Here is a 20,972-nt window from a genome sequence, read left to right on the forward strand (position 1 = left end):
TCTTACTCCTCCTCATATGCATCCCGAAAATCGGCGCCGATTTCGCCGAGAAAGCTCTTTTCCGCGCTCTCGGCGATTTCACGATGGCGTTTCTGGTAGAGCTCCCACAGCTTGGCGCCGCGCCCGCCCGACAACAGCGTGCCGATCGCGGAACTCGATTTCAGCTCTTCTTCGATGGCTGCCGGCTCAAAACGGTCGACCATCCGCCGCAAGGCAGCCTGCACGCCGCGCCAGGCGCGCACGTGATGCTGTGCCAGATCGCGAACCGCATCCGCGATAGCCGCTTCGCCGGCGAGAAATCCGGGGCTGCGTTCGGCGATAAGCGTCACGATTGCGTCGTCGACCGTCGGCAGAAACTTGAGTGGATTGACCTCGGAGGCTCCGACCATTGTCTGGGCAACGCGGGCATTTCCCTTTTCTTCGGCACGCTTGCGCAGCAGCTGCATCAATCCTTCCATCATAAGGCGGTATTCGCGGCCGAACTTTTCCATCTCGGCGACGGCGTCGCGCCCGGGAAAATCGGCTTGCGCGACACCCATACCGCGCAGGAATGCGGTGCGAAGCGCCATGTCGGCGTGCTGCCTCGCAGGCGGCTGGCGGGCGGGGCTGGCGGCTGCGCCTGCCCGTATTGGGGGAGGGGCATCTGCCCCTCGCACGGGCACGTCCCAGGGATTGGCCGCTTGCTGTGGCTGGGCGTCGCGCTCGCGCTGCCCGGTTGAGCTGGCGCCGCTTCCCGGGTTGGGCGCTGCGGCTGGACCAAAACCGAAGTCGTCGTTGAATTCCGGCAGCTTTGCCGTCGCAGGCTCCGTAGCGCCGTTGGGGAACGACACCGACTCGAGGCCAAATGGGTCTGTCTGCTTGGGTGCGCTGGCTGGTTCTGGATAGTTTGCGGTGCCTTTGGATACTGGTGTTGCGATCGGATCGAGGCTGAACGGGTCGTCGAAAGCAGGCGAGCTGCGCTGTCTGGAATTGGCGCGTTCGAACGCACCCGGGATCGGCTGCTCGAACGGGTTCGGCAGCTCGGCTGGACGTGGCCGCTGCGGCTCTTCTTCCACGGCGGCTGAAAAGAAATCGTCACGGCCGATGCTGACCGGCGCCCGAGACGCCAGCGGTGAGCGCTCCGGAACCGGCGCTGCGGCTGCTGCTGTGGCTTGGGCACTCGACGTCTGCAGATCGACATGCACGATGTAATCGCCCAGTCTCAGCCGCATGCCATTGCGAAGACGCGTCGACTTGCCGGCGCCGAGCGGGCTGTCGGAGTCGTCTATGAACAATCCGCTGCTCGACGTATCGGTGACGAAATATCCGTCGCGCCCACCGCTGATCCTGCAATGGGCGCGCGAAACGAACATGTCGGGATCGTCGATCTGCCAGCCGGCGTCCGCGCTGCGGCCGATCACCAGTTCCCCCTCGTCAAGCCGGGTCTGCCGTACCGCCTGGGTGCGTGGCCCTTGCTCCAGCGTCAGCAGCAGACTCATGCCGCGACCTCCGCCCCTTCCTGCCGCCAGCCGACTAGTGTCCGCAGCCGCATGTCGTCAGCATCGCCCCTTTCAGCGGGCCGCGCAAGCCACGCGGTCCGGGCGAGTTGCACGGTTCCAATACGCGGCGGCGGAACGGCATCGCGCGCCAGCACGATGCGCAGATCGACGTCGAGCGATGCGCCGACCATGTCCCTAACGGCTTGCTTGAACAATTTGAGGCGTTGACCGCCCGGCAGGAACGCCTTGAACTCCTCATAGCCCAGCGGGCCGACGCGGAGCTCGATCCTGCTTTGACGGTTGAAGACGCGCGGACCGATCGTCGCTCCCCGACCGAGCCCTGCGTAGGCTTTGCCAACGCGGGTCTGGAGCGCGGCTGGTATGGTCATCCAGGCAGCGATGAACTCCCTGATCTGGACCGGCACCTTGAACGCCTCAGCCAGGAACAATGTCAGCCGCTCGGGGCCGTCGACCTGATTGGCAAGCGAAGCGGCCTGGCGCAGCTTCACTGCGTCCAGTTCGGGGTTGTAGGTGCCGGGAAGCCCTATTCCCGCCATGGCTTCAAGCATGGCGCGAACGCGCCCACCTACCGGGCGCTCGACCTGAACCGCCGGATGCGCATCCGCCCACGCCCTGTAATACAGCGCAATCATGCGGTTCTGAAGAATGTTGACGAAGTCCATGAACGTCGTGTCGCTGGTCTGCTGCGCATCGGCGCCGGTGAACCAGCGTTGCGACAGGCGATCGAGTACCCAGCGCGTCAAATGCAGGGGCATCGGACCTTCAGGCCCCATCAGACCAATGTTTGCGACCGTGACCCGAGCGGGCGCTTTGTCAGTCGCTTCGCGGAATTCTGCCAAGTCCTTGGCGAAAAAGCTGAGACGGACATGCTGCCCGAGCCGCGACGGCTCGCGCTGCGGCGGGCCGGAATAGCCGAACAGCCCGCCTCTTCGTTCGAGTCGCCGCAACAACTCGAAGAAGTCGAATGCATCCGACAGCTCTTCGGACCGGCCAGGCTTGTCTAGATCAGGTAGCGATTGCCGGGCGTCATGGGCCATGGCACATCCTCCTGCTTCTGCAGCAGCCATGTGCGGGTTCGCACAAAGCCGTTTATTCCGGCATGACGGGCAAACAGCCGTGCCAGCAAGGCCGAAAGCAGCAAGGTGCTCTGCCCCGCCAGAACCGATTGATCGACATGCAATGTCACCTCCGTGCCTCGTCCGAAGCACATCGGCCCATCGATCTGCAGCCGTTCGATGACCGACCGGGAGTCGATGCGCACGATCGAGTGCACATTGCGGGCGAGGCTCGGGTCTCCCCTGTCGGCGTAAAGCTCAAGCAGCGCATGCAGCGGATCGACGCCGCGACCTTCTTTTGCAAGGCTTAGAAAGTTGAGCGCGAGCTGCGCTACAAGCCGCCAGGCGAGATTGTCGGCTCGCGATTCACCCGCCGCGCCCGCCGGCAGCGCTGCGGGGATGGCTGGGCGAGGCGGGCGCAATGCGCCGAGAAGCCGGATCGTCTCGACCGGATCGCCGGCTTCCAGAGTCAAGGTAGGGTTGTCGTCAAGAATCGGCAGATCGCGGTTGGTGCAGAGCGCCACGACGTCGACGCGCTTCAGCGGCCGGTTCGGAGGACTTTCCGCGGGACGCGAAATCGCCAGGAAAACGTCGTCGCCCGTGTATGAAGTACGGGTGAGGCCGTCGCGCCGTTCCTCCTCCGTCGGGCGGCGTGGGCGCCGTTCGGTGGAATAAACCCAACCGCTGCCGCGGTTCTGTCCCAGGCTGAAGAGCTCCGGGATTGCGGCGTCGCTCCCCTCGCTGTCGGCGTCCTCGACGCGGATAACCCGATAGATTTCGAAGTCCCGCGCTCGCGTGCGGTCGGCATGCAGCACCTGCCGCGTCTTGCGTGGATCGAGCTCGACGACGTTGCACTCACGTTCGAACAGATTGATGATCGGCGTTGCGAAAAATTCAAAATCGGCCGCCGTCACATCGGCAACTTCAGGCACCGGACGCTTGAAGATGAAGATTATCTCGAGTTCGGCTGTGCATGTGCGCACGATGGGCTGCAATCCCGAAACCCGAGCATAATGAAAGCGCTCCGGCATCATGAAATATTCGCGCAGAAGACGGTACCCTTCGAAGGTCGGACGTGTACGAGGCATCAGCGCCTCGTCATCGTTGATGCCGACCATTTCAGGTACCGGCAACGGCGATATCGGGTTGGCCTTGCCTTCCGGCCGTGCACCAACGGCCGCGCAGGCGCCGAAAATCGCGTCGAAAAGCAGTGGTGCCTTGGTGCGCGCGGAAAAGTAGAGATCAAGCCGGTCGAGCGACAGTTCGTCGAGCTTGCGTTTTCCGGTACGAGCCAGCGTGATGCGAAGCGCCGCCTCGCCATCCACACCGCCGATCCGCGCGATGCCGGCTGCAGCCAAGGCGCTGCGATCCTGAAAATAGCCGACCGAGGTGATGGCAATCGGCCACAGCGTGATGTCCTGGGCGGTGGTGAACGTGCAACGCGTCGACAGGCCTGGCTGGAGGCTGGAAACCAGACGCGTATTGCGTTTGACGACATGGCCCCCAATCATTGTCTGGACCTGCTGGCCGGGTTTGAACACCACCACAGCCGTTGCCGGCGCCGGCGTGACAAGATCGGGATAGAGAACATCAAGGACGGCGCGCGAGAAACGCGAGCGTTCCGCATCGACCTTGAGTCGGGTCCGCGCGGCCAAAAAAGCAACGCCGTCAAGCAGCCGCTCGACATAAGGGTCCGGACAGGGGACCGTATCGAGTGAAAGGTTGCGCGCCACCGCGGGATGCATGTCGGCAAATTCTGCCGCGAGCGCGCGGATATGGGTCAGTTCCTCCTCGTAATATTCTACGAAGACCCGGTCCATCTCAGGCTTCCCTAAATTCGGTCCGAGCCAAGCCGTTATCGAGATTGATCGTGGTGCGCAGGCGCATGCGTTCGGGCGTGGGCGTCATGATCAACACCGCATCTATCTCGATCCTCAGGCCCACGGTTTTGTCGCCAAGGGTTACGGTAACCTTTGTTGCACTGTCCTTGAGACGCGGCTCGAAGGTGGCAAGCACCGAGCGGATCTCGCGCGCAAGGGCCTCGCGATCAAAGTCGCGGGAAGAACGGCCCGAGAAGGAAGGCACTCCGTAATTGACGACGCTGCGACGCACCTCCGGAAAATCGGCGAGCGACGGTGGGTTGTCCGTGGCCTGTTCGCTTTCAAGGTCGGAAAGCAGCGGAACGGCCTCGAAGCGCTCGGTATTGAACAAAGCCTCGACATCGCGCCGCACGGCTTCCTTGAGCACACGCGCCGACACCACCACGCCGCGGCTTTCGATTTCAGCGCGGTGCTGGCTCTGAAAGGCCAGGCGATGCAGACGCCGCTTCTGGTCGGCCGTCAACTCCGCGTCGGCGTCGATGAGCCGCGCGCTGGTCGCAACAAGATTGTCCAGCCGCTCCGCGCCAAGCTCGTCCTGCAGTGCCTGGCGCAGCCCGTCTATCTCGGAGGTCATACCCGGCAGATCGTTTACGAGGCGGTCCCATAGAGAGGGCTGGACGGCTTCGCGCTTTGCTCGCGAGCTGCCGCTACCCAGCGACTTGTCCGCGCCGGGCCGCCGGGCCTCACTTGCCGACATAGACATCCATTTCGATTTCGTCGTTGTCGTCGTAGACGAACTTTATTTTCTTGTAGGCAAAGCTGACCTCTTCCTCGATCAGGTCCTCCTCATCCTCGGCCTGCGACATGTCATATTCCATGATCGAGGCGTCGGTGAGTGTGACGACCAGGTAATCCTTGGTCTCGCCATCAATGGTCCGCCGTGCCGAAAACACGACTTCGTCCAGGGCCTTGTTTTCGAACAGCGCCTTTTTCAGGTAGGGCGAGGACTTGTCATAATGCTTGGTGAACTTGATCATACCCAAGGACACACGACCGCGGCGCGAGAGCGAGTTTGGATCATAGGGTGCGATCATCTTGTAATCGACGCCATGGATTTCGATTTCGTCCTCATGGCCATCACGAGTGCTTGGACCTTTGATATCCGGAACCTTTAGAAAGCCATCAATCTTCGTATTTGTGGGCATTGTCTTTCTCCACCGCTTTCAAAAACCAAGATGTTGTTGCTGCAAATCAAGTCTTTACGGACGGAAGTTCCGAAACCAGCCGGAGCGAGGCATTGATACCCTCCAGCTGATAATGCGGGCGCAGATAGAAGCGGGCATTGTAGTAGCCTGGGCGTCCCTCCACGCTGTCCACCTGAACCTCGGCGGCGGCGAGCGGGCGCTTGGCGCGCGCCTTGTCATCGGCAAAGGCCGGGTTGGCCAGCACATACCGGTTGATCCATTCGGTCAGCCAGATCTGCATGTCGGAGCGCTCCTTGAACGAACCGACCTTGTCGCGCGCGATCGCCTTGAGGTAGTGGGCAAAGCGCGAGACCGGGAAAAGGTAGGGCAGGTTGGCGCTCAGCCGCTCGTTGGCCTGCGCATCGGGGTCGACCAGCCGTCCCGCCCTTGTCTCGTCGTCCTGCAGCGAATGGGCGCCAATGAAGGCGGCGAGATCGGTGTTCTTTCGATGCAGGATGGGCATCAGGCCGAGCTTGGCCAGCTCCGCCTCGCGCCGGTCGTCGATGGCGACCTCCGTCGGACATTTCATCGCTATCGAGCCATCATCGGTCGGGAAGCTGTGCACTGGCAGGTTGAGGACCGTGCCGCCATTTTCGACGCCGCGGATCTGCGTACCCCAGCCATAGAGCTTGTGGCTGCGGTTTATGTTCACGCCCATCGGGAAGGCAGCGTTCATCCAGACATATTTATTGTGGTCGCCATGCACCTCCTCCTCGAAGGTGAAGCCCTTCACCGGAACGGTATCGGTGCCATACGGCAGCCGCGCCAGAACGCGAGGCATGGTCAGGCCGATGTAGCGTGCATCCTCGCTCTCGCGCAGCGACTGCCAGGAGGCATAGGCGGGGTTGGAGACGATCTGCTGCAGGTCCTGCGGATTCGGCAATTCCTGCCAGCTATCCATGCGGAACAGGCGAGGCGAGGCAGCTGCGATAAAAGGCGTGTGCGCTGAGGCGCAGATGCCGGAGATGTTGCGCAGCAGACCGACGTCGCGCGGGTGGTTGGAGAATTCGTACGCACCGATCACACAGCCGATCGGCTCGCCGCCAAGCATCGAATACTCGTCCGTGTAGACTTTCTTGAAGATCGGGCTCTGATCCCACATCTGGCCCTCATAATCCTCAAGCGTGTCGGCCAGCTGCTCCTTGGAGATGTTCATCACCCGGATCTTCAGCTTCTGATCCGTCTCGGTATTGTTTACGAGATACCACAGGCCACGCCATGTGCCCTCCATTTCGCGCACTTCCGGCGCGTGCAGGATCTCGTTGACCTGTTCGGAAAGCATCTTGTCGATTCCGGCAATCAGCGACTTGATCGACTTGATCGCATTCGACGAGATGGTCGTGGTATCGGAACGTGTCTGCGCTGCAAGTGCGAGATTGCGCACCAATTGCTGCAGCTTTTCGCTGTCGTCCTTCTTGACCTTGAAATCCTTCTCGAGGAGTCCGCTGAATTCTCCAAGATCGATGGTTTCCGCCTCGGCGACGGCGGCGGTTTTTTGCTGTTCGGCCATGGTCATTCCCCTGCCTTGTCGTCCGCCAGTGCCTGGCTGGCGATCTGGCCAAGAAGCGGTTCATTGTTCAGCAGTTGCGCAATACGCTTTTCGGCGTCGACGCGCCCGTCCATGAAGCCGAGAAGTTCCTCGAGTTGGCGGCGCATCTTGAGGATTTCGGCCAATTGGGGCACCTGCTCGGCAATCTTGTCCGGCGCAAAATCGCCCATCTTGGTGAAGGTAAGGTCGAGCGCCAGCTCCTCGTCCCGCTCGGCGCCTTCAGCCTGTGGCAGCGTATTCTTCACGCGGGCTTTCACGCGTGGTCCAAGTGCCTCCATGAAACGCGGGAAACGGTTCGCATCGGTCTCGACAAGGGAGCGGTCCAGTATCGACTTCGACGCTTCCTTGGTCTGCGAAGCGCCTGAAAGGTCCGCCATGACGGCCATGACGAACGGCAGCTCGATTGTCGTTGGACTGCCATAGGTTTCCACGTCATAGGCGATCTGCACCCGCGGCGCGCGATTTCGTTCGATGACCTTGGCTTTGCTTTCGGCTGGCATTGCTTGCTACCTTTCATCCTTCTGAGCCGTCTTCTTGGCATCGGGAACGCCGGCAAGAAGCCGGAACTCCTTCAATCCCGACGGGGCGAGATCTTCCATCAGTTCTACAAAATCCATATGCACCATCCGGCGCACACGGCGGGCGAGGTGGGGGATCGGGCTCGACGGTTCGGTGCGGTCATAAAAGGCGACGACGAGGTCCAGGCATTTTACCACGTCGTCGCGCGAAGAAATCCTGTCAGGGAGTCCGGTGCTCGAGTCCGCGCAGCCAGCCACACTTGCCATTGCATCGGCTCCATGACCGTTTCGGGCAGGCATTACCGGTTCTGCAGGCGAAGGGGACGGCTTTGCCGAGCCATTCGCCATCGCGCCGGCAGCCGAGTTGCGCTCGAGGGTTGTCAACAAACGCTGCAGGAACCGTTTTAATTCCGGAATGGTGGTCCCGCCGCTGCCTTCAAGGCGAGCGTTGAGGGCTGTCTCGACGCCTTCCAGTGCCGCGACCGCCGCGCGCGCATTGGCGATGAGCGACTGCATTTCCTCATTGGCTTGATCCGCCTGTGCCGCGCACCCGGCACGGACCCGATTCAACAGTTGTCCGTGCGCACTGACAAGCGCTGCCTTTTCGGCCGCATTCAATCCTGACGCTGCTTCTTGCAGCATGACGCGGTCGTCGAGCGCAGCGTGTTCCAGGTCGCGTCCGCTGATCGGCCCCATCGAGCGTGGCGCAAAGAAAGTCATTTGACGCAGGTTGGCCAGCAGCCCGTCCTGACCATTTTGAAGATCGAGCAGCGCGTTGATGCGGCGCAAGGCCGCCTCGCGAGGCGACGTGTTGGGCCGCAGCGCCGGGTGCATGGATTCCCAATGCTGGTCGAATGTCCGCCCAATAAGCGTCAGACCCTGCGCCAAGCCGGCCAGTCCCTGCTCGTTGGCCAGTGCGCGTGTGACAATGACAATCAGGCGCAGGTCGCGACCACGCGCGCGCAATTCCTCGGCCTTGGTGAGCACTGCTGGCCAGTCGACGGCAATGGTGCTTTGCGAGACCGGCCTGTTGTTGCCGTCATGGACAACCTTGACCTGGGGCTCCGTCAGGCGCTCCAGTTCGTGAAACGCCGGATCGTTACGCAAATCCTCTCCCGACGGATTTTCACCGTCGAGCGGAGCAAGCCAGAGTGCGATGTCGATCACACCGATCCCCCAGTCGCCGGCCTGAGGCCGACCTGCCCCTACGTTATCACACGGTTGCGCTTTTCCACAATTCAGCGAGTGCGGAAAAATTAACAAAGGCTAATGCAGCCTTGTCTTGATTGTGGAATCCGAAAGGCGTGATTGCCGAGCCCTGGACCGGAAATGTCGTGCCTGGGATGTCAGGCTCGTGGTTGTTTGCAGCCGGCGACGCAGGATCTTCCACCAATGATGGGAGCCCGCATAATCGGGGATCGAAACCTTTGTTCATCCCGCACTTTGTCAAGCGGCTGCTTATGTGGCAGGTTATCCACTTGCAGAGTGCAGGAGCACGTTCGATGGAACAGCGCCGGTCATCGCAGAGTTTCAAACGCAAGGAACTGGTCGGCAAGCTCAATCCTCTAGGATTGCGCGCCTTCAAGGCAGCGGCCGACAGTGCCAAGCTGCGCGGCAATCCTTACGTCGAACTCGTCCACTTCATTGAGCAGCTCGTGCTCTCCGACCGCTCGGATGTGCAAATGATGATCGCCGATGCGGGACTGGATGCGAGCCGACTTACGGCCGATATGACGCGCGCGGTGGACAAACTGCCTTATGGCGCAACCTCGATCGAAGAGTTTTCGGACCATATCTTCCACGCCATCCAGGAGGCATGGAATCTGGCAACACTGGAATTCGGCGTGGAGGAGGTTCGCAGCGCACATGTTCTGCTTGCTTGCCTGAAGACACCGGTACTGGAAGGCCTGCTGTCGAAGATCAGCGGCGAGTTCGACAAGATCGACGCCGACGCCGTCGTGGCGCGCTTCGCCGATGTCACGGAGGGCTCACTCGAAGCCGGCGCTGCGCCAACGGTCACCGCGACAGAGGCGCCGCGGCGGGCTTCGGGCGGGGATTCGGCACTGGCCCAATATGCCACCGACCTGACCCAGCGCGCCCGCGACGGAAAGATCGACCCGGTCGTCGGCCGCGATCCGGAGATCAGGCAGATTGTCGACATATTGATGCGACGCCGGCAGAACAATCCGATCCTGACCGGCGAGGCGGGCGTCGGCAAGACTGCAGTCGTGGAGGGTTTTGCTCTGCGCATCGCCAAAGGCGATGTGCCGCCCCCACTGCAGGGAGTGAGCGTGCGCATGCTTGACGTCGGATTGATGCAGGCAGGCGCAAGCGTAAAAGGTGAATTCGAAAAGCGGCTGAAGGCTGTAATCGACGAGGTTCAATCGTCCGAGGCGCCGGTCATCCTCTTCATCGACGAAGCCCATACCCTGATAGGCGCCGGTGGTGCTGCCGGAACCGGCGACGCTGCCAATCTGCTCAAGCCGGCGCTGGCGCGCGGCGAACTTCGCACGATAGCGGCAACGACCTGGTCGGAATACAAGCAGCACATCGAGAAAGACCCGGCACTGACCCGCCGCTTCCAGGTGATAAAGATCGACGAGCCTTCGGAATCGGTTGCCATCCTCATGTTGCGCGGCGTAGCCGGCGTTCTCGAACAGCACCACGAAGTGCAGATATTGGACGAGGCGATCGACGCGGCGGTCGCCCTGTCGCATCGCTACATCCCGGCGCGGCAGTTGCCGGACAAGGCGGTCAGCCTTCTCGACACCGCCTGCGCGCGTGTCGCCGTATCGCAGCACGCCACGCCGGCCGAGGTCGAGGACATCATGCGCCGTCGTCAGGCGCTGGAGGTCGAGCGCGGCATTATCGGCCGCGAGGCTGCAATCGGCATCGAGGTGGCTGAGCGGCAGGCACGGGTCGAGGCTGGGCTTGCCGAGACCGAACGCACGCTCGCAGCCGCGCAGCAGCGCTGGGAGCGCGAAAAGGCGCTGGTGGCCGAGATACTCGAACTGCGCGCCCGGCTGCGCGGTGACGGCGTGCCGCTCGATGCCGTGGAAGGGCAGGAGGCCGCCACTGAGACAGAGAGCGTGGAGCTGCCGGAGACCGAACAGTCCAATGCCGGGACGAAGATTCCGGCGGCAGGCGGTATCTCTCCTCCCGATCCGGCTGCCGATCTCGCTCGGCTGCGCGAACTGATGAGCGAACTGGCCGAGGCGCAAGGCGAAACACCGCTGATCCTGCCATCGGTCGACCGCAACGCCGTGGCGGCCGTGGTTCAGGACTGGACGGGCATCCCGACGGGGCGGATGCTGTCGAGTCAGACCGAGAAGGCGCTGCGGCTCGCGGCCACTCTGTCCGAGCGCGTTGTCGGACAGGATCACGCCATGGAGATGATCGCCAAGCGCGTGCAGACCAGCCGCGCCGGTCTCGGCGCTCCGGAAAAGCCGGTGGGTGTATTCCTGCTTTGCGGCCCCTCGGGCGTCGGCAAAACCGAAACCGCCTTGGCACTGGCCGAAACGCTTTACGGCGGAGAGCAGAACCTGATCTCGATCAACATGTCTGAATTCCAGGAGGCGCATACGGTCTCTACCTTGAAGGGCGCGCCGCCCGGCTATGTCGGCTACGGCAAGGGAGGAATTCTCACCGAGGCGGTGCGACGCAAACCCTATTCGGTGATCCTGCTCGACGAGGTCGAGAAGGCGCATCCGGACGTGCACGAAATCTTCTTCCAGGTCTTTGACAAAGGGATGATGGACGACAGTGAAGGTAGACGCATCGATTTCAAGAACACGCTGATCCTTCTCACGTCGAATGTCGGCTCAGAAGTGATCATGGACCGGACACGGAATGGTGCGGTCCGGGCAGGGCTCGACGAACTGGACGCCGCGTTACGCAGCCCATTGCTGAAAGTCTTCCCTGCGGCCTTTCTCGGCCGGGTGGTGACCATCCCCTACTTTCCGCTTTCGGATTCGATGATCGAAGCGATCACCCGTCATCAGTTCGCCAAGATTGCTCGCCGGCTGCGCGCGACCAACGATGCGGAATTGGTAATCGGCGACGGTGTAATGGATCTGGTCAAGACCCGCTGCACGGAGATCGAATCCGGCGGCAGAATGATTGACGCCATCCTAACCAACACGCTTCTTCCGGAACTGAGCCGCGGCGTGCTGAACCGGTCGCTCACGGGCGAAAAGATGACGAAGGTCACGGTTGGCACCTCAGGCCAAGGGTTTACCTATTCCTTCGAATAGGCCAGGCGAATTATGGCGGCCCCTTTCGGCCGACTACTGCATTGAGCTGATGTCCGCTAATTGATACCTGCGGCTTGCACGCGCTCAGCTCGCTATCCGAGGACAATTATCGCCGCCATCGCCTGCAGTTCTGCCTGCTGGAAAAGCGCGCAGCCGACCGGCGAGCGAGATGCGGTGCATAGCAGAGGGCATATGATGACTTTAGCAATCTCGCCCTCGGAAGCTGAATTTTCGTATGATGACTTCGATTTTATCTTGCGCCGGGAGTATGCGACGTCATGGCCCCGCAAAAGTTGGAGGACCCATGCAGCAGGTCGAACATCGAACGTCCCGCAGGTCGTTCGTTTCGGAGGTCGCAGATGCGCTGCGTGACCAGATCGAAGCAGGCTTCTACGCGCCTGGTGACAAATTGCCGACAGAACCCGCGCTTATGTAGCACGCGTTCACATCCTCGGCGGACAGGTTGGGAGCCTCAAGGCGCTCGGGCCTTGTCTTGACCGCCTGGTACCGATCACCAACGGCACGGAGCGATGAGCGTCAGCCGGCGCTCCAAAGCCGCCACCAACAACTGGCCCGAGGCGCCAGCGTCAGTTCGGATCGCCGCCACCTCGGCGTGAAGGACGGTGACGTTCACCCCGGTCGAAGGCGAATGAGAAATACTTCCGCATCTTCGCCGGCGCTACCGAGTTCGGCGCCGCATGGAAGAAGACCTCGCGCGCGGGCCGCGACTATCACTCGGTCAAGCTCGACGATCCGAGCTTCCCCGCTCCGATCTATGCGAGCCTAGTCGAGACCGACACCGAGGGCGAGTTCTCGCTCATCTGGTCCCGCCGCACCGGCGAGTGATCCGAGCTAACACGAAGCCCCGCGCAAGGCGGGCTTCGCCATGTTCAGGTTCGCCACTGCACCTCTATCTGGTGCAGCACGCTATGCTTTGACGGGGGCCTTGCGCGCCTTCTTCACCGGCGACTTGACTGCCGATGGTATTGTTGTCGCTGCCGCCGCGCGAGCAGCTCGTTTTGGTTTTTCTGCCGCAGCTGTTGCTGGCGCTGCCGTCTTGCGGCCCAAGCCTATCGATTTTGCCAGGGCCGAGCGGGTGGCCGCGTAGTTCGGCGCCACCATCGGATAGTCGGAGGGCAGGTTCCATTTCTGCCGGTATTGGTCAGGGCTCAGATTGTAATGCGTCCCAATATGACGCTTCAAGGATTTGAACTTCTTCCCGTCTTCCAGGCAGATGATGAAATCCGGTGTCACCGATTTCTTAATCGACACCACGGGCTCCAGTTTGACTGCGGCCGGAGCCACGGGCTTGCCGACCCCTTGCAAAGCGGCATGAGTGTCCCCGATCAGCTTCGACAACTCGCCGACCGGCAGAGGATTGTTCGAAACATAGGCGGAAACGATGTCGGCGGTAATTGCTACGAGATCAGCCTGGTCGTTTTGGTCTGGAGAAACGGTCATCGAGTTTTCCTCTTGTCTAATGGCGCGCGTTGAAATTGATGAGCTGTTTATTGCCAATCAGGCAAATAATTCGTTATTCCGCAACAAACCCTATTCCCCGCAAATATCAAGCCGGCAAGCTTCGCTTTCATCGCCTCCAAACAAGCTTGGACACGCTCGATGTCGACCCTGAAAGCGAGCAGCGGCTTCGGACAGCGCTGCCCTATTCCCGTGCGTACGGCACGCCGAGCATGGCCGGGGCGCTGGCCCGCGAGCGACGGATCATCAGCGCGACGATCGCCGCAACATGGGGCATCATCAACATATATTGGTAGGGAATGGCTATGCCGATGCCTTGGATTTGCAATTGCAGCGCGTCGAGGAAGGAAAACAGGTGATGTCACATAAACAGAGATGGGCTGTCGTTGTGACTTTTGGGAATGATTTCAGGCGATCACGCCGGCAGCAGCTTTCCATTGCGCCATGGCATTCAGGCGGTGAAGATGGATCTGAAAGGCGGAGCGTTTTGAACGGGGCGGGACGAAGAGATTGCGGACTGCAGAGAAGGTCGAGACGAAACTCTGGAGGCTCCCCGGTGATCGAAAGCCTTGCATCATCCGCTCTCGTTTTCGCAGTGGCACATGCGAATTCTCCGCTCTGTTGTTCAAGCCCTTGTGCGACCGGTGCTCGATGTCCATCATGACCTGACGCCGCGCTGCTCCATAGGAGCCGAGCTTGTCGGTGATCATGCGCTTCGGCACTTGGCCCTGCTTCTTCAACAGCCGTGTCAGCAAGCGCTTGGCGGCCTTGGTGTTGCGCCGGGTCTGGACGATCTCGTCGAGCACATAGCCGTCCTGGTTGACTGCCCGCCATAACCAATGCTTCTTGCCGGCGATCGTGATGGCGACTTCGTCGAGGTGCCAGATATCATTTCGACTGGGCTGCTTGCGGCGCAGGCGCCGAGCGTAGTCCAGCCCGAACTTCTTTTCCCACCGACGGATCGTCTCGTAGGAAACGACAATGCCGCGCTCCAGCCGCATTTCTTCGACATGACGCAGGCTCAGCGGAAATCGATAATACAGCCACACCGCGTGGGCGATGATCTCGGGTGGGAACCGATGCCGTTTGTAGCTGATCTGCGAAGTGTTCATCCCCCGCATCTATCGCAGCGATCCCTGACAAGCGGTTACCGTGACAACGCCGCTTCTGCAGGTGTGAAATGCCGGATTGTTTTTTGGGAGGCTGGGGGAAAGATCTTTTGTTGGTGCAACTGAAGCTGCCGTGACAATTCGAGAGAATCCGCGGACAACATCGACGGCAGGTGTTCCTGCCCGCTAGTTTGCATATATGTTTGTAGCATTGCTCGCCTCGAACTACGCAGTTGATGCAGATTTCATTCAAACTGCGCAGTTACAGTATGGTCCGATTCGTAAACATTTTACAAACGTTTAACCATGAGTGGAGTTGACCCGGGAGTTGACCCTCTGACACTGGCAGTTGTCCGCGGACAACCCGCGCGCGCTGCTTCCCTTAGATGTTGGGGTAGCCCAAGAGGCCGGTTATTTGGCGCATGCTGAGCCGCTTGACGGCCGCCCAGAAGTCCTTTGGCAGGTGGTATTGCGCACCGGAGACGCCGACGCCGCCTTCTGTGCCGGCGCCCGCCTTGAGCACGCTCGAGACGCTCGCGCGCACGCAAGCCGGCTGGGCCGGCGCCTGGCGCCAGCGGCTGGCGCTGAAATGCGCCGCCAGCATGCGGCTGGCCGGGCGCTCGGAGGACGAGGCCGCCTTGCGCGACGCATGGCATCTGCGCCAGGCCGGAGCCGATCCGGGCCCCGCCGGCGCCACCTTTGGCGCCTGGCGGCAGTTGGCCCGGGCAGCCGCCCGCCGCCAGCGCCGATCAGCTCGAAAAGATCGTCGACCAGCTGGGTCTCCATTGGGACGTCGAGGCGCTGACCGCGGTTTGTGAACACATCGACGACCTGGCGCGCTCGGGGCGGCCGGCGCCGTTCGCCGCGGCGGCAATCGCCGCTCACGTCGTCGCCATGCAGTCCGACGCCGAGCTTTTTGCCTGGCGGCTCGCCGACCTGGTGCTAGCGCAAAACCTGCGCTGGCCGCGCCCGCTGCCGCTGCTGATGGCACACGTTTTTGGCCCGGCGTTTCGGTCCAAGCCTGGCGGCGGCAAACGGATCCGGCCAGGCGAAAAAGGGTTCGAGCGGGCAGTGTGCCTGGCGCTGGCGCAGGCGGCGGCGGACGCCTGCCGGTTGGCCGCCGAGCTGTCGCGGCGCGCGAAGCGGCTCATCGCCGTCGCACCGAAGCTCAGGGCAAAGGGGGGCGGGCGATGTGATCCAAAGACTGCTCGACGACGGCGCCCTCTCCGGATCGCTGACGACCAAAAGACTGTCGCGGTTTGCGGCGCGGCGCCTGTTCGAGCGGCTGCAAAGCTCGAGGCGCTGCGCGAGCTCACCGGCCGCGCCTCGTTCCGACTGTTTGGACTCTAGCGATGGGCGAAGCCTCCGCCCGCCGCAAGCCGAACGAACAGCCGGCCTTGCTCGACACCGAGCTCGAACATTTACCGGCCGAACTGCGCTGGCGCGAGTGGATGGGCCGCGTCGAAGCGGTTGTCTTTGCGGCCAGCGAACCAGTGCCGCGCGAGGTGCTGGCGCGGGTCGTCGGCAAGAACTGCAATCTTGAGCTGATCATCGACGACATCCGCGCCGAGCTCGCCGGCGCCCCTATGAGCTGGTCTCGGTCGCCGGCGGCTGGCAGCACCGGACCAGAAAGGTTTTTGGCGATGCCATTCACGCAGCCTTCGGCACGGCAGCGGGCGAGGGGGCAAAAGAACTGCCGCAGGCGGAGGCGCTTGTCTTGATGTGCATTGCCTACTTCCAGCCGATCACCCGTGGCGAGCTCTCCAGCTTTTTCGGCAAGGAGGTGTCGCGCGACCTGATCGGCATGCTGCGCGCGCAGGATCTTATCGCTTCGGGTCCGCACTCGCCGCAACCTGGCGCGCCCTATACTTATGTGACGACGAAAACTTTTCTGTCGCAGTTCGGGCTCGACACGCTGCGCCAGCTACCGGATTTCGAGGCGCTCGAGGACGCAGGGCTGCTGTCGAAGGAGAAGCTGCTGGCCGGCGATATTCCAGCCGGGCTGGCGCGCGGGGAGGGCGACGGCTAGGGCGGTGTCGTTGGGGACCAAGCGCCGTGACGGGGGCGTCGTCGCGTTGCGATCCCAGAGATAGTCGATAACTCAGGACCAGGACGACTGGTCGTGCGGCAGCCGTTGATCGGGATCGTGAACCGCGACATGGTCGCCGTCGACAAGATTGGCCGGAAAGATAACCAGATTGGTACCGCCGGCGTGACGCAGCGACGGAAAAAGGATGCCCCGAAGCCCGGCGGTGATGACCAGATCCGCGAGCTTCCACGACGGCGGGATCTTCTTGTCGATGCGAGCGACCTGGCGCCAGGCACAATCCCACTCCTTCCACGGCCCATCCCAGATGTCCGGATCGAACCCCTGCGAAAGGTCGGCCACCTCGGCGAGCGTGATCTTGTAAGCGGCAAGGGTGGCGGGCGGGGTGATGCTGGCACCCTGCTTGTATTCATCAAGCGCCGTCTGGGTCGCACGCGACAGATAAAGTGCTTCGATGCCCGGCCGGTTGAAACGACCGCCGTCCATCGCCGCGCCTGCACCGCTGGTGGGCAGGAAAGCCCATTTGGGAGTCAGATAGTGATGGAAGATTTCGTCTGGACCCATGCGGGTGATCCTCACCCGCGCGCCCCATTCTCGAGATCCCGGATAAAGGCCAGAACCGCCTCGACCTGGCCGTCGGCGACGAGCTCGGCTGCGGTACGATGGCCATAGTCGGCGATCGGTTCATTGCGGTACCAAAAGATCGCCTTGTTGACATCGCCGGTGAGTTCCGTCGCCGCCGAGATCACCTTCACCATCTCGCGCATCCGGCCCTGCAGGCGCTCCGATGAGGGGTTGCGGAGCGTGTTGCGGTGGACACCGGTCAACTGGGCCAAGTTGGCCACCTTCACGCCAAGCGCCTGCGACAGGCGCTTCGGCGAGATATAAGGCGTGCGCGGCTCCTGCAGGCTATCGACAAAGCCTGAAATCACCGTGGAATGTGCGAGCTGTGCGTGGGCCATGACAAATCTCCGACCTCTCATATGCACAATATATGCACATTTCGACGCATAGCAAGTGGACGGAGGCCCTACTCCTTCCACCACACTGCTTGCCCTTCTTCATCCCCGTCGCGGTTGTTAGATAGCGGCGGCAATGCCCTCAATGTCAGCCGTAAGATCAGCTTTGCTGCTTCCCAACAGCAGACCTTGCAGGCAACGACGCTGTAGGTCGAAGTTGCGCCGCATGTCGGCCGTTGAAGTCAGACCTGCCATCCCATACAGCTCGGCGACCGAGGTCGCGGCCGCGCCATATGCCGGCCTTGAAATCGGGATGGACTTGGAGCGCCGGAGCGCCAGAGGTTCATCCATGGTGACCAACAGCGGGGGCTGACCACTCTCGCGGCTCTAGCACGGACCGGTGGGCTTCGACGCCGCGGGCCATCCGAAAAACACGCCTGGAGGATTGGGGGGCAAGGGGCGAGAGATGGGTAAGAGCAGAAATTGCCGCGAGACTCAGACGGCCCCTCGACATCGCTTTAGATATGTCTAATGTTAGGAGCGAGACGCCGGAAGTCTCCGCGCCGCTTTGGGAAGCGTCACCGACACTGCCGCGTAAGACCGAGTGAGGCGCGCAGTGTGATGCTGCCAAGTGTGGGGGCGCGGTCATGGACCGAAAGCTTGCTGCAATTCTTGCTTTGGACGTCGTCGGCTACTCCGCACTGATGGAGCACGACGAACAGGGCACGTTCGAGCGAGTCAAGCCGGTCGCAAGGAATTGTTCGAACCCGAGATCGCGCGCCACCATGGCCACATCTTCAAGCGTCACAAAAATAAGGGCAAACGTGACCAGCGCGCCAGAGACGTACAAGATCGTCCTGACACTACTACCGGAAGATGATGCATACCGGCTTCGTACCGACCGCTCCGACAACCGTCGACGAACGTTTGGAAACAGTCCCGTCACGGTCTCAGACATGCCTAACAAACGGTTATTCGATGTCGACGCAGCTCATTCGCTCATCGCATGAAGCGCGTCGTGCCTGACGATCTCGATGCTGCGCAGATTGAGCAGGCGGATGACGCCCTTGTCCTTCAGCCGGGTGAAAACCCGTGATACGGTCTCGATGGTGAGGCCGAGATAATCGCCGATATCCATGCGCGACATCGGCAGTTCGACCTGCCGCAACCCGCCCTGCCGCTCCGCCATGTCGACCAGGAACGCGGCGACGCGTTCGATGGCATTCTGGCGACCGAGGACCAAAAGATGTTCCTGCGCTCTCGTCAGGCCCTTGAGAGCCAACGGCAGCAGCTGACGGGAGATATCCGCACCATTGGTAAAGCGGAAGACACGGACACTCGTAGCATTGATGGCTTCGGCGAAGAAATGATGGGTGCTGTCGGCTTCGAAGCCGAATGTCTCTCCAGCCAGATGGAAGGCGCTTATCTGCCTGCGACCGTCCGCAAGCAGGCGGTAAACACGGACGGCGCCAAACTCGACCCTGTAGAAGGCTCCGGCCTTTTCACCTTGGGCATAGATTTCCGAACCGGAGGGAAAGAAGCTGACCGGCTGTAGCGGTGTCAGATCGAATGCCGCAGGCAGGCTCGACTGCACGGAGTGTGACGGCAGTGAAATTCTGGAGGTCGATTGGGCGTGCATGGCTGTTTTCCCGGTTGATCCGCGACGCAGCAATCGCGCGAATCCGCGGGTCGCGAAATTCGGTTATGTCCCTACGGGAAACTACCTAGCGCAGAGGCGCTAGCGGTCTGGCCCAGTGCTGCACAGGGCCTGGATCGTCAGGCCGTTGGGAGCAGAGCCGAACGGTTTTCGGGATGTACGATGCACAACCCGGGAGAGGAGGGGGCGCCGGACCGGCTGCGTATCCCACAATTGACAGCATCCAAATACAGCGACCGATGCTGTCACTCAGGGATATTGAGGTAAATCAACCTGCTTCCAAGCGAGACAGGCCAATATTCGTCCGTCCTTTTGTGGAGCTTTTGCAATGAGTCGAATTGGCGGTTTGCTGCTGGCCATGGTCATCGCCATACCAACGGCCGGAGTCGTTTTCTTGCTTTACAAGAACGAGCTTGGCCGCATGCGCGACGCCGCCAGCCGAGGTGGCGTGGTCGCCAACCTCGACATAGGCCCGATCGAATACGCCGACATTGGTGTGGGTACTGCGCTCCTATCGATCCACGGCGCCGGCGGCGGCTTTGACCAAGGGCTTGCCAATGCAGCAGATCTTGTGGGTGAGGGCTTTCGGATCATCGCGCCGTCGCGCTTTGGCTATCTGCGCACCCCCGTTCCGCAGGATACCTCTCCAGCCGCGCAGGCCGATGCGCATGCGGCGTTGCTATCCAAACTGGACGTACCCAAAGCGATGGTCGTCGGTGTTTCGGCAGGCGCGCGTTCTGCGGTCGAGCTCGCACTCCGGCACCCGGACAAGGTCACCGCTCTCATTCTGATCGTCCCAGGTCTTTATTCGCCCACCAATCCGGTCTCGATTGAAGCGAGCCGCGGCAACAAGTTCGCTTTCTGGGTCGTCAATGCGGGCGGCGATTTCGCATGGTGGGCCACGGAGAAGATCGCACCGTCAGTGCTCGTTCGCTTCCTCGGCGTTCCGCCAGCGCTGGTTGCGGCTGCGCCTCGGGCCGAACGGGACCGCGTCATGAGCATCGTCAAGAGCGTTGAGCCGTTGTCGCTGCGCTTCCCTGGAATCAACATCGACAGCACCCCTGCGTTGCATGAACTGCCCTTGGAAGTAATTACTGCGCCGACGCTCATTATTTCTGCGCGCGACGACCTGTTTGACACGCTACCGGCAGCTGAGTTCGCCGCAGCCAAGATCCCGGGTGCCAAACTGGTCGTCTACGACACTGGCGGACATCTTCTGGTTGGACAGCAGCAGGATGTTCGCATGGCAGTTCGCACGTTCCTAGCTGGCGCCGGCCTCATCCCGTCATCCGACGTATCAAGACAGTGATACCACATCCGCTTGGGGCGGTACCGCCTCACAGATCGTTCGTTGCTGTCGCCGATCGAAAGAACAATCGCAGGGGGAGAGGGCAGCGCATGGTGCCGGCGCTCGCCTTCGTAGCCGCTTGCGAACTAAAAGATTGATAATGATCCCAGGACTAACCGTTTCGTAGCCTACGCGCGGCTCCGATTTGTCTTTTGAATTGTCTTTCGGGATCACGCTGGATGTCTACGCGCGCTGGTGTACTCGCCGGATGGCGAAAGACGCAGCCGGTCATTTCGGAAAGACCGGTGCGCAGGCCACGGCCTGAGCCTCGGCCCGTCTCCCTGGCCAGATCAGGCCGAAGCGCTGGTTTGGAATGCTTTTGGCACCTTGGGTGACATTGGGTAAAAACAGCTAGTGGAATGAATGTGACGGTCGAGTCCGAATGTGGATTCCCGTCGGCGGTTTTGCGTGCGAGTCTTGAGGATGCGCACCGGG

21 protein-coding genes and 5 pseudogenes are annotated in these 20,972 nt (G+C 61.5%); 10 read left to right on the forward strand and 16 right to left on the reverse strand.

Features of this window, described 5'->3' with window-relative positions; all coding sequences use genetic code 11:
• Positions 1-2 precede the first annotated feature (2 nt).
• Genes tagH through tssA form a run of 8 tightly spaced genes read right to left on the reverse strand, consistent with a single transcriptional unit; the run spans position 3 to position 8,852 of the window.
• Positions 3-1,478, reverse strand: a complete 1,476-nt coding sequence (gene tagH / locus NKJ55_RS28710; RefSeq protein WP_352452814.1) for a type VI secretion system-associated FHA domain protein TagH — start codon at positions 1,476-1,478, stop codon at positions 3-5.
• On the reverse strand, positions 1,475-2,536 hold the full coding sequence (gene tssG / locus NKJ55_RS28715) for a type VI secretion system baseplate subunit TssG (RefSeq protein ID WP_352452815.1): 1,062 nt from the start codon (positions 2,534-2,536) through the stop codon (positions 1,475-1,477). Before tssG ends, tagH begins: the two co-directional genes overlap by 4 nt.
• On the reverse strand, positions 2,500-4,374 hold the full coding sequence (gene tssF, locus NKJ55_RS28720) for a type VI secretion system baseplate subunit TssF (protein WP_352452816.1): 1,875 nt from the start codon (positions 4,372-4,374) through the stop codon (positions 2,500-2,502). The genes tssG and tssF overlap by 37 nt, the downstream gene beginning before the upstream one ends.
• Position 4,375: 1 nt before the next feature.
• The gene (gene tssE, locus NKJ55_RS28725) at positions 4,376-5,131 is read right to left on the reverse strand and encodes a type VI secretion system baseplate subunit TssE (RefSeq protein ID WP_352452830.1); all 756 of its coding nucleotides are present in this window, start codon (positions 5,129-5,131) and stop codon (positions 4,376-4,378) included.
• Complete coding sequence (locus NKJ55_RS28730) at positions 5,118-5,579, reverse strand: Hcp family type VI secretion system effector (RefSeq protein WP_023678576.1); 462 nt, start codon at positions 5,577-5,579, stop codon at positions 5,118-5,120. The genes tssE and NKJ55_RS28730 overlap by 14 nt, the downstream gene beginning before the upstream one ends.
• A gap of 46 nt (positions 5,580-5,625) precedes the next feature.
• A complete protein-coding gene (gene tssC, locus NKJ55_RS28735; RefSeq protein WP_023720342.1) occupies positions 5,626-7,128 on the reverse strand; it encodes a type VI secretion system contractile sheath large subunit in 1,503 nt (500 codons plus the stop codon).
• Between the two features lie 2 nt (positions 7,129-7,130).
• Positions 7,131-7,667, reverse strand: a complete 537-nt coding sequence (gene tssB, locus NKJ55_RS28740; protein WP_352452817.1) for a type VI secretion system contractile sheath small subunit — start codon at positions 7,665-7,667, stop codon at positions 7,131-7,133.
• Positions 7,668-7,673: 6 nt separating this feature from the next.
• Positions 7,674-8,852 carry a type VI secretion system protein TssA gene (gene tssA, locus NKJ55_RS28745; protein ID WP_352452818.1) on the reverse strand — a complete coding sequence of 393 codons (1,179 nt, stop codon included), beginning with the start codon at positions 8,850-8,852 and terminating at the stop codon, positions 7,674-7,676.
• Positions 8,853-9,187: 335 nt separating this feature from the next.
• Here tssA and tssH point away from each other — a divergent pair, with 335 nt between their 5' ends.
• The 3 genes and pseudogenes from tssH to NKJ55_RS28760 form a co-directional block, all read left to right on the forward strand.
• Positions 9,188-11,938 (forward strand): type VI secretion system ATPase TssH, encoded by a 2,751-nt coding sequence (gene tssH / locus NKJ55_RS28750; RefSeq protein ID WP_352452819.1) that lies wholly within the window; start codon positions 9,188-9,190, stop codon positions 11,936-11,938.
• Between the two features lie 304 nt (positions 11,939-12,242).
• Positions 12,243-12,371, forward strand: a pseudogene (locus NKJ55_RS28755) (GntR family transcriptional regulator); the annotation flags it as partial.
• 227 nt (positions 12,372-12,598) lie between these two features.
• A pseudogene (locus NKJ55_RS28760) lies at positions 12,599-12,784 on the forward strand (DUF736 domain-containing protein); the annotation flags it as partial.
• Between the two features lie 81 nt (positions 12,785-12,865).
• Here NKJ55_RS28760 and NKJ55_RS28765 read toward each other — a convergent pair.
• Positions 12,866-13,399 carry a Ros/MucR family transcriptional regulator gene (locus tag NKJ55_RS28765; protein ID WP_352452820.1) on the reverse strand — a complete coding sequence of 178 codons (534 nt, stop codon included), beginning with the start codon at positions 13,397-13,399 and terminating at the stop codon, positions 12,866-12,868.
• Positions 13,400-13,545: 146 nt separating this feature from the next.
• Here NKJ55_RS28765 and NKJ55_RS28770 point away from each other — a divergent pair, with 146 nt between their 5' ends.
• Complete coding sequence (locus NKJ55_RS28770; protein ID WP_352452821.1) at positions 13,546-13,713, forward strand: hypothetical protein; 168 nt, start codon at positions 13,546-13,548, stop codon at positions 13,711-13,713.
• Between the two features lie 111 nt (positions 13,714-13,824).
• Here NKJ55_RS28770 and NKJ55_RS28775 read toward each other — a convergent pair whose 3' ends face one another.
• The 3 genes and pseudogenes from NKJ55_RS28775 to NKJ55_RS28785 form a co-directional block, all read right to left on the reverse strand.
• Entirely contained in the window at positions 13,825-14,529 is a 705-nt protein-coding gene (locus NKJ55_RS28775; protein ID WP_352452822.1) for an IS6 family transposase, read from the reverse strand.
• Between the two features lie 47 nt (positions 14,530-14,576).
• Positions 14,577-14,738: pseudogene (locus NKJ55_RS28780) on the reverse strand (plasmid partitioning protein RepA); the annotation flags it as partial.
• 170 nt (positions 14,739-14,908) lie between these two features.
• Positions 14,909-15,130: a hypothetical protein gene (locus NKJ55_RS28785; protein WP_352452833.1), complete on the reverse strand. Its 222-nt coding sequence runs from the start codon at positions 15,128-15,130 to the stop codon at positions 14,909-14,911.
• On the opposite strand from NKJ55_RS28785, the gene NKJ55_RS28790 reads away from it, so the two are divergent.
• The 4 genes and pseudogenes from NKJ55_RS28790 (at position 15,027) to scpB (ending at position 16,555) form a co-directional block, all read left to right on the forward strand.
• Positions 15,027-15,344 carry a DUF1403 family protein gene (locus tag NKJ55_RS28790; RefSeq protein WP_352452831.1) on the forward strand — a complete coding sequence of 106 codons (318 nt, stop codon included), beginning with the start codon at positions 15,027-15,029 and terminating at the stop codon, positions 15,342-15,344. The two genes, NKJ55_RS28785 and NKJ55_RS28790, sit on opposite strands and share 104 nt — an antisense overlap.
• Positions 15,226-15,813, forward strand: a pseudogene (locus tag NKJ55_RS28795) (DUF1403 family protein); the annotation flags it as partial. The gene NKJ55_RS28790 and the pseudogene NKJ55_RS28795, both read left to right, overlap by 119 nt.
• Positions 15,719-16,069, forward strand: coding sequence for a hypothetical protein (locus NKJ55_RS28800; protein WP_352452823.1), 351 nt, complete (start codon positions 15,719-15,721; stop codon positions 16,067-16,069). The pseudogene NKJ55_RS28795 and the gene NKJ55_RS28800, both read left to right, overlap by 95 nt.
• Positions 15,978-16,555 (forward strand): annotated as a pseudogene (gene scpB / locus NKJ55_RS28805) (SMC-Scp complex subunit ScpB). The gene NKJ55_RS28800 and the pseudogene scpB overlap by 92 nt, the downstream one beginning before the upstream one ends.
• A gap of 72 nt (positions 16,556-16,627) precedes the next feature.
• Here scpB and NKJ55_RS28810 read toward each other — a convergent pair.
• The 3 genes from NKJ55_RS28810 to NKJ55_RS28820 form a co-directional block, all read right to left on the reverse strand.
• Entirely contained in the window at positions 16,628-17,137 is a 510-nt protein-coding gene (locus NKJ55_RS28810) for an RES family NAD+ phosphorylase (protein WP_352452824.1), read from the reverse strand.
• A gap of 11 nt (positions 17,138-17,148) precedes the next feature.
• A complete protein-coding gene (locus NKJ55_RS28815; protein ID WP_352452825.1) occupies positions 17,149-17,535 on the reverse strand; it encodes a hypothetical protein in 387 nt (128 codons plus the stop codon).
• Between the two features lie 117 nt (positions 17,536-17,652).
• A complete protein-coding gene (locus tag NKJ55_RS28820; protein ID WP_352452826.1) occupies positions 17,653-17,883 on the reverse strand; it encodes a hypothetical protein in 231 nt (76 codons plus the stop codon).
• Between the two features lie 296 nt (positions 17,884-18,179).
• Between NKJ55_RS28820 and NKJ55_RS28825 the strand changes: the two genes are divergently transcribed.
• Positions 18,180-18,542 carry a hypothetical protein gene (locus tag NKJ55_RS28825; protein ID WP_352452834.1) on the forward strand — a complete coding sequence of 121 codons (363 nt, stop codon included), beginning with the start codon at positions 18,180-18,182 and terminating at the stop codon, positions 18,540-18,542.
• On the opposite strand, the gene NKJ55_RS28830 is transcribed toward NKJ55_RS28825, so the two are convergent.
• Positions 18,524-19,171: a helix-turn-helix domain-containing protein gene (locus NKJ55_RS28830; RefSeq protein WP_352452827.1), complete on the reverse strand. Its 648-nt coding sequence runs from the start codon at positions 19,169-19,171 to the stop codon at positions 18,524-18,526. The genes NKJ55_RS28825 and NKJ55_RS28830 overlap by 19 nt on opposite strands.
• A 346-nt stretch (positions 19,172-19,517) precedes the next feature.
• Between NKJ55_RS28830 and NKJ55_RS28835 the strand changes: the two genes are divergently transcribed.
• Positions 19,518-20,498 (forward strand): alpha/beta fold hydrolase, encoded by a 981-nt coding sequence (locus tag NKJ55_RS28835; protein ID WP_352452828.1) that lies wholly within the window; start codon positions 19,518-19,520, stop codon positions 20,496-20,498.
• The last annotated feature ends 474 nt before the right edge of the window (positions 20,499-20,972 follow it).

Source organism: Mesorhizobium sp. M0106 (genome assembly GCF_040322715.1).
In the GTDB taxonomy this organism is placed as follows: domain Bacteria; phylum Pseudomonadota; class Alphaproteobacteria; order Rhizobiales; family Rhizobiaceae; genus Mesorhizobium.

Excerpts from the sequence above, each read along its gene's own strand:
- tssF (WP_352452816.1), bottom strand. The coding sequence starts at position 4,374 with ATGGACCGGGTCTTCGTAGAATATTACGAGGAGGAACTGACCCATATC.
- tssB (WP_352452817.1), bottom strand. The coding sequence starts at position 7,667 with ATGCCAGCCGAAAGCAAAGCCAAGGTCATCGAACGAAATCGCGCGCCG.
- tssE (WP_352452830.1), bottom strand. The coding sequence starts at position 5,131 with ATGTCGGCAAGTGAGGCCCGGCGGCCCGGCGCGGACAAGTCGCTGGGT.
- tssH (WP_352452819.1), top strand. The coding sequence starts at position 9,188 with ATGGAACAGCGCCGGTCATCGCAGAGTTTCAAACGCAAGGAACTGGTC.
- NKJ55_RS28820 (WP_352452826.1), bottom strand. The coding sequence starts at position 17,883 with ATGGATGAACCTCTGGCGCTCCGGCGCTCCAAGTCCATCCCGATTTCA.
- NKJ55_RS28825 (WP_352452834.1), top strand. The coding sequence starts at position 18,180 with ATGGACCGAAAGCTTGCTGCAATTCTTGCTTTGGACGTCGTCGGCTAC.
- tssC (WP_023720342.1), bottom strand. The coding sequence starts at position 7,128 with ATGGCCGAACAGCAAAAAACCGCCGCCGTCGCCGAGGCGGAAACCATC.
- NKJ55_RS28775 (WP_352452822.1), bottom strand. The coding sequence starts at position 14,529 with ATGAACACTTCGCAGATCAGCTACAAACGGCATCGGTTCCCACCCGAG.
- NKJ55_RS28765 (WP_352452820.1), bottom strand. The coding sequence starts at position 13,399 with ATGACCGTTTCTCCAGACCAAAACGACCAGGCTGATCTCGTAGCAATT.
- NKJ55_RS28730 (WP_023678576.1), bottom strand. The coding sequence starts at position 5,579 with ATGCCCACAAATACGAAGATTGATGGCTTTCTAAAGGTTCCGGATATC.
- tssG (WP_352452815.1), bottom strand. The coding sequence starts at position 2,536 with ATGGCCCATGACGCCCGGCAATCGCTACCTGATCTAGACAAGCCTGGC.
- NKJ55_RS28785 (WP_352452833.1), bottom strand. The coding sequence starts at position 15,130 with ATGCTGGCGGCGCATTTCAGCGCCAGCCGCTGGCGCCAGGCGCCGGCC.
- NKJ55_RS28830 (WP_352452827.1), bottom strand. The coding sequence starts at position 19,171 with ATGCACGCCCAATCGACCTCCAGAATTTCACTGCCGTCACACTCCGTG.
- NKJ55_RS28810 (WP_352452824.1), bottom strand. The coding sequence starts at position 17,137 with ATGGGTCCAGACGAAATCTTCCATCACTATCTGACTCCCAAATGGGCT.
- tagH (WP_352452814.1), bottom strand. The coding sequence starts at position 1,478 with ATGAGTCTGCTGCTGACGCTGGAGCAAGGGCCACGCACCCAGGCGGTA.
- NKJ55_RS28835 (WP_352452828.1), top strand. The coding sequence starts at position 19,518 with ATGAGTCGAATTGGCGGTTTGCTGCTGGCCATGGTCATCGCCATACCA.
- NKJ55_RS28815 (WP_352452825.1), bottom strand. The coding sequence starts at position 17,535 with ATGGCCCACGCACAGCTCGCACATTCCACGGTGATTTCAGGCTTTGTC.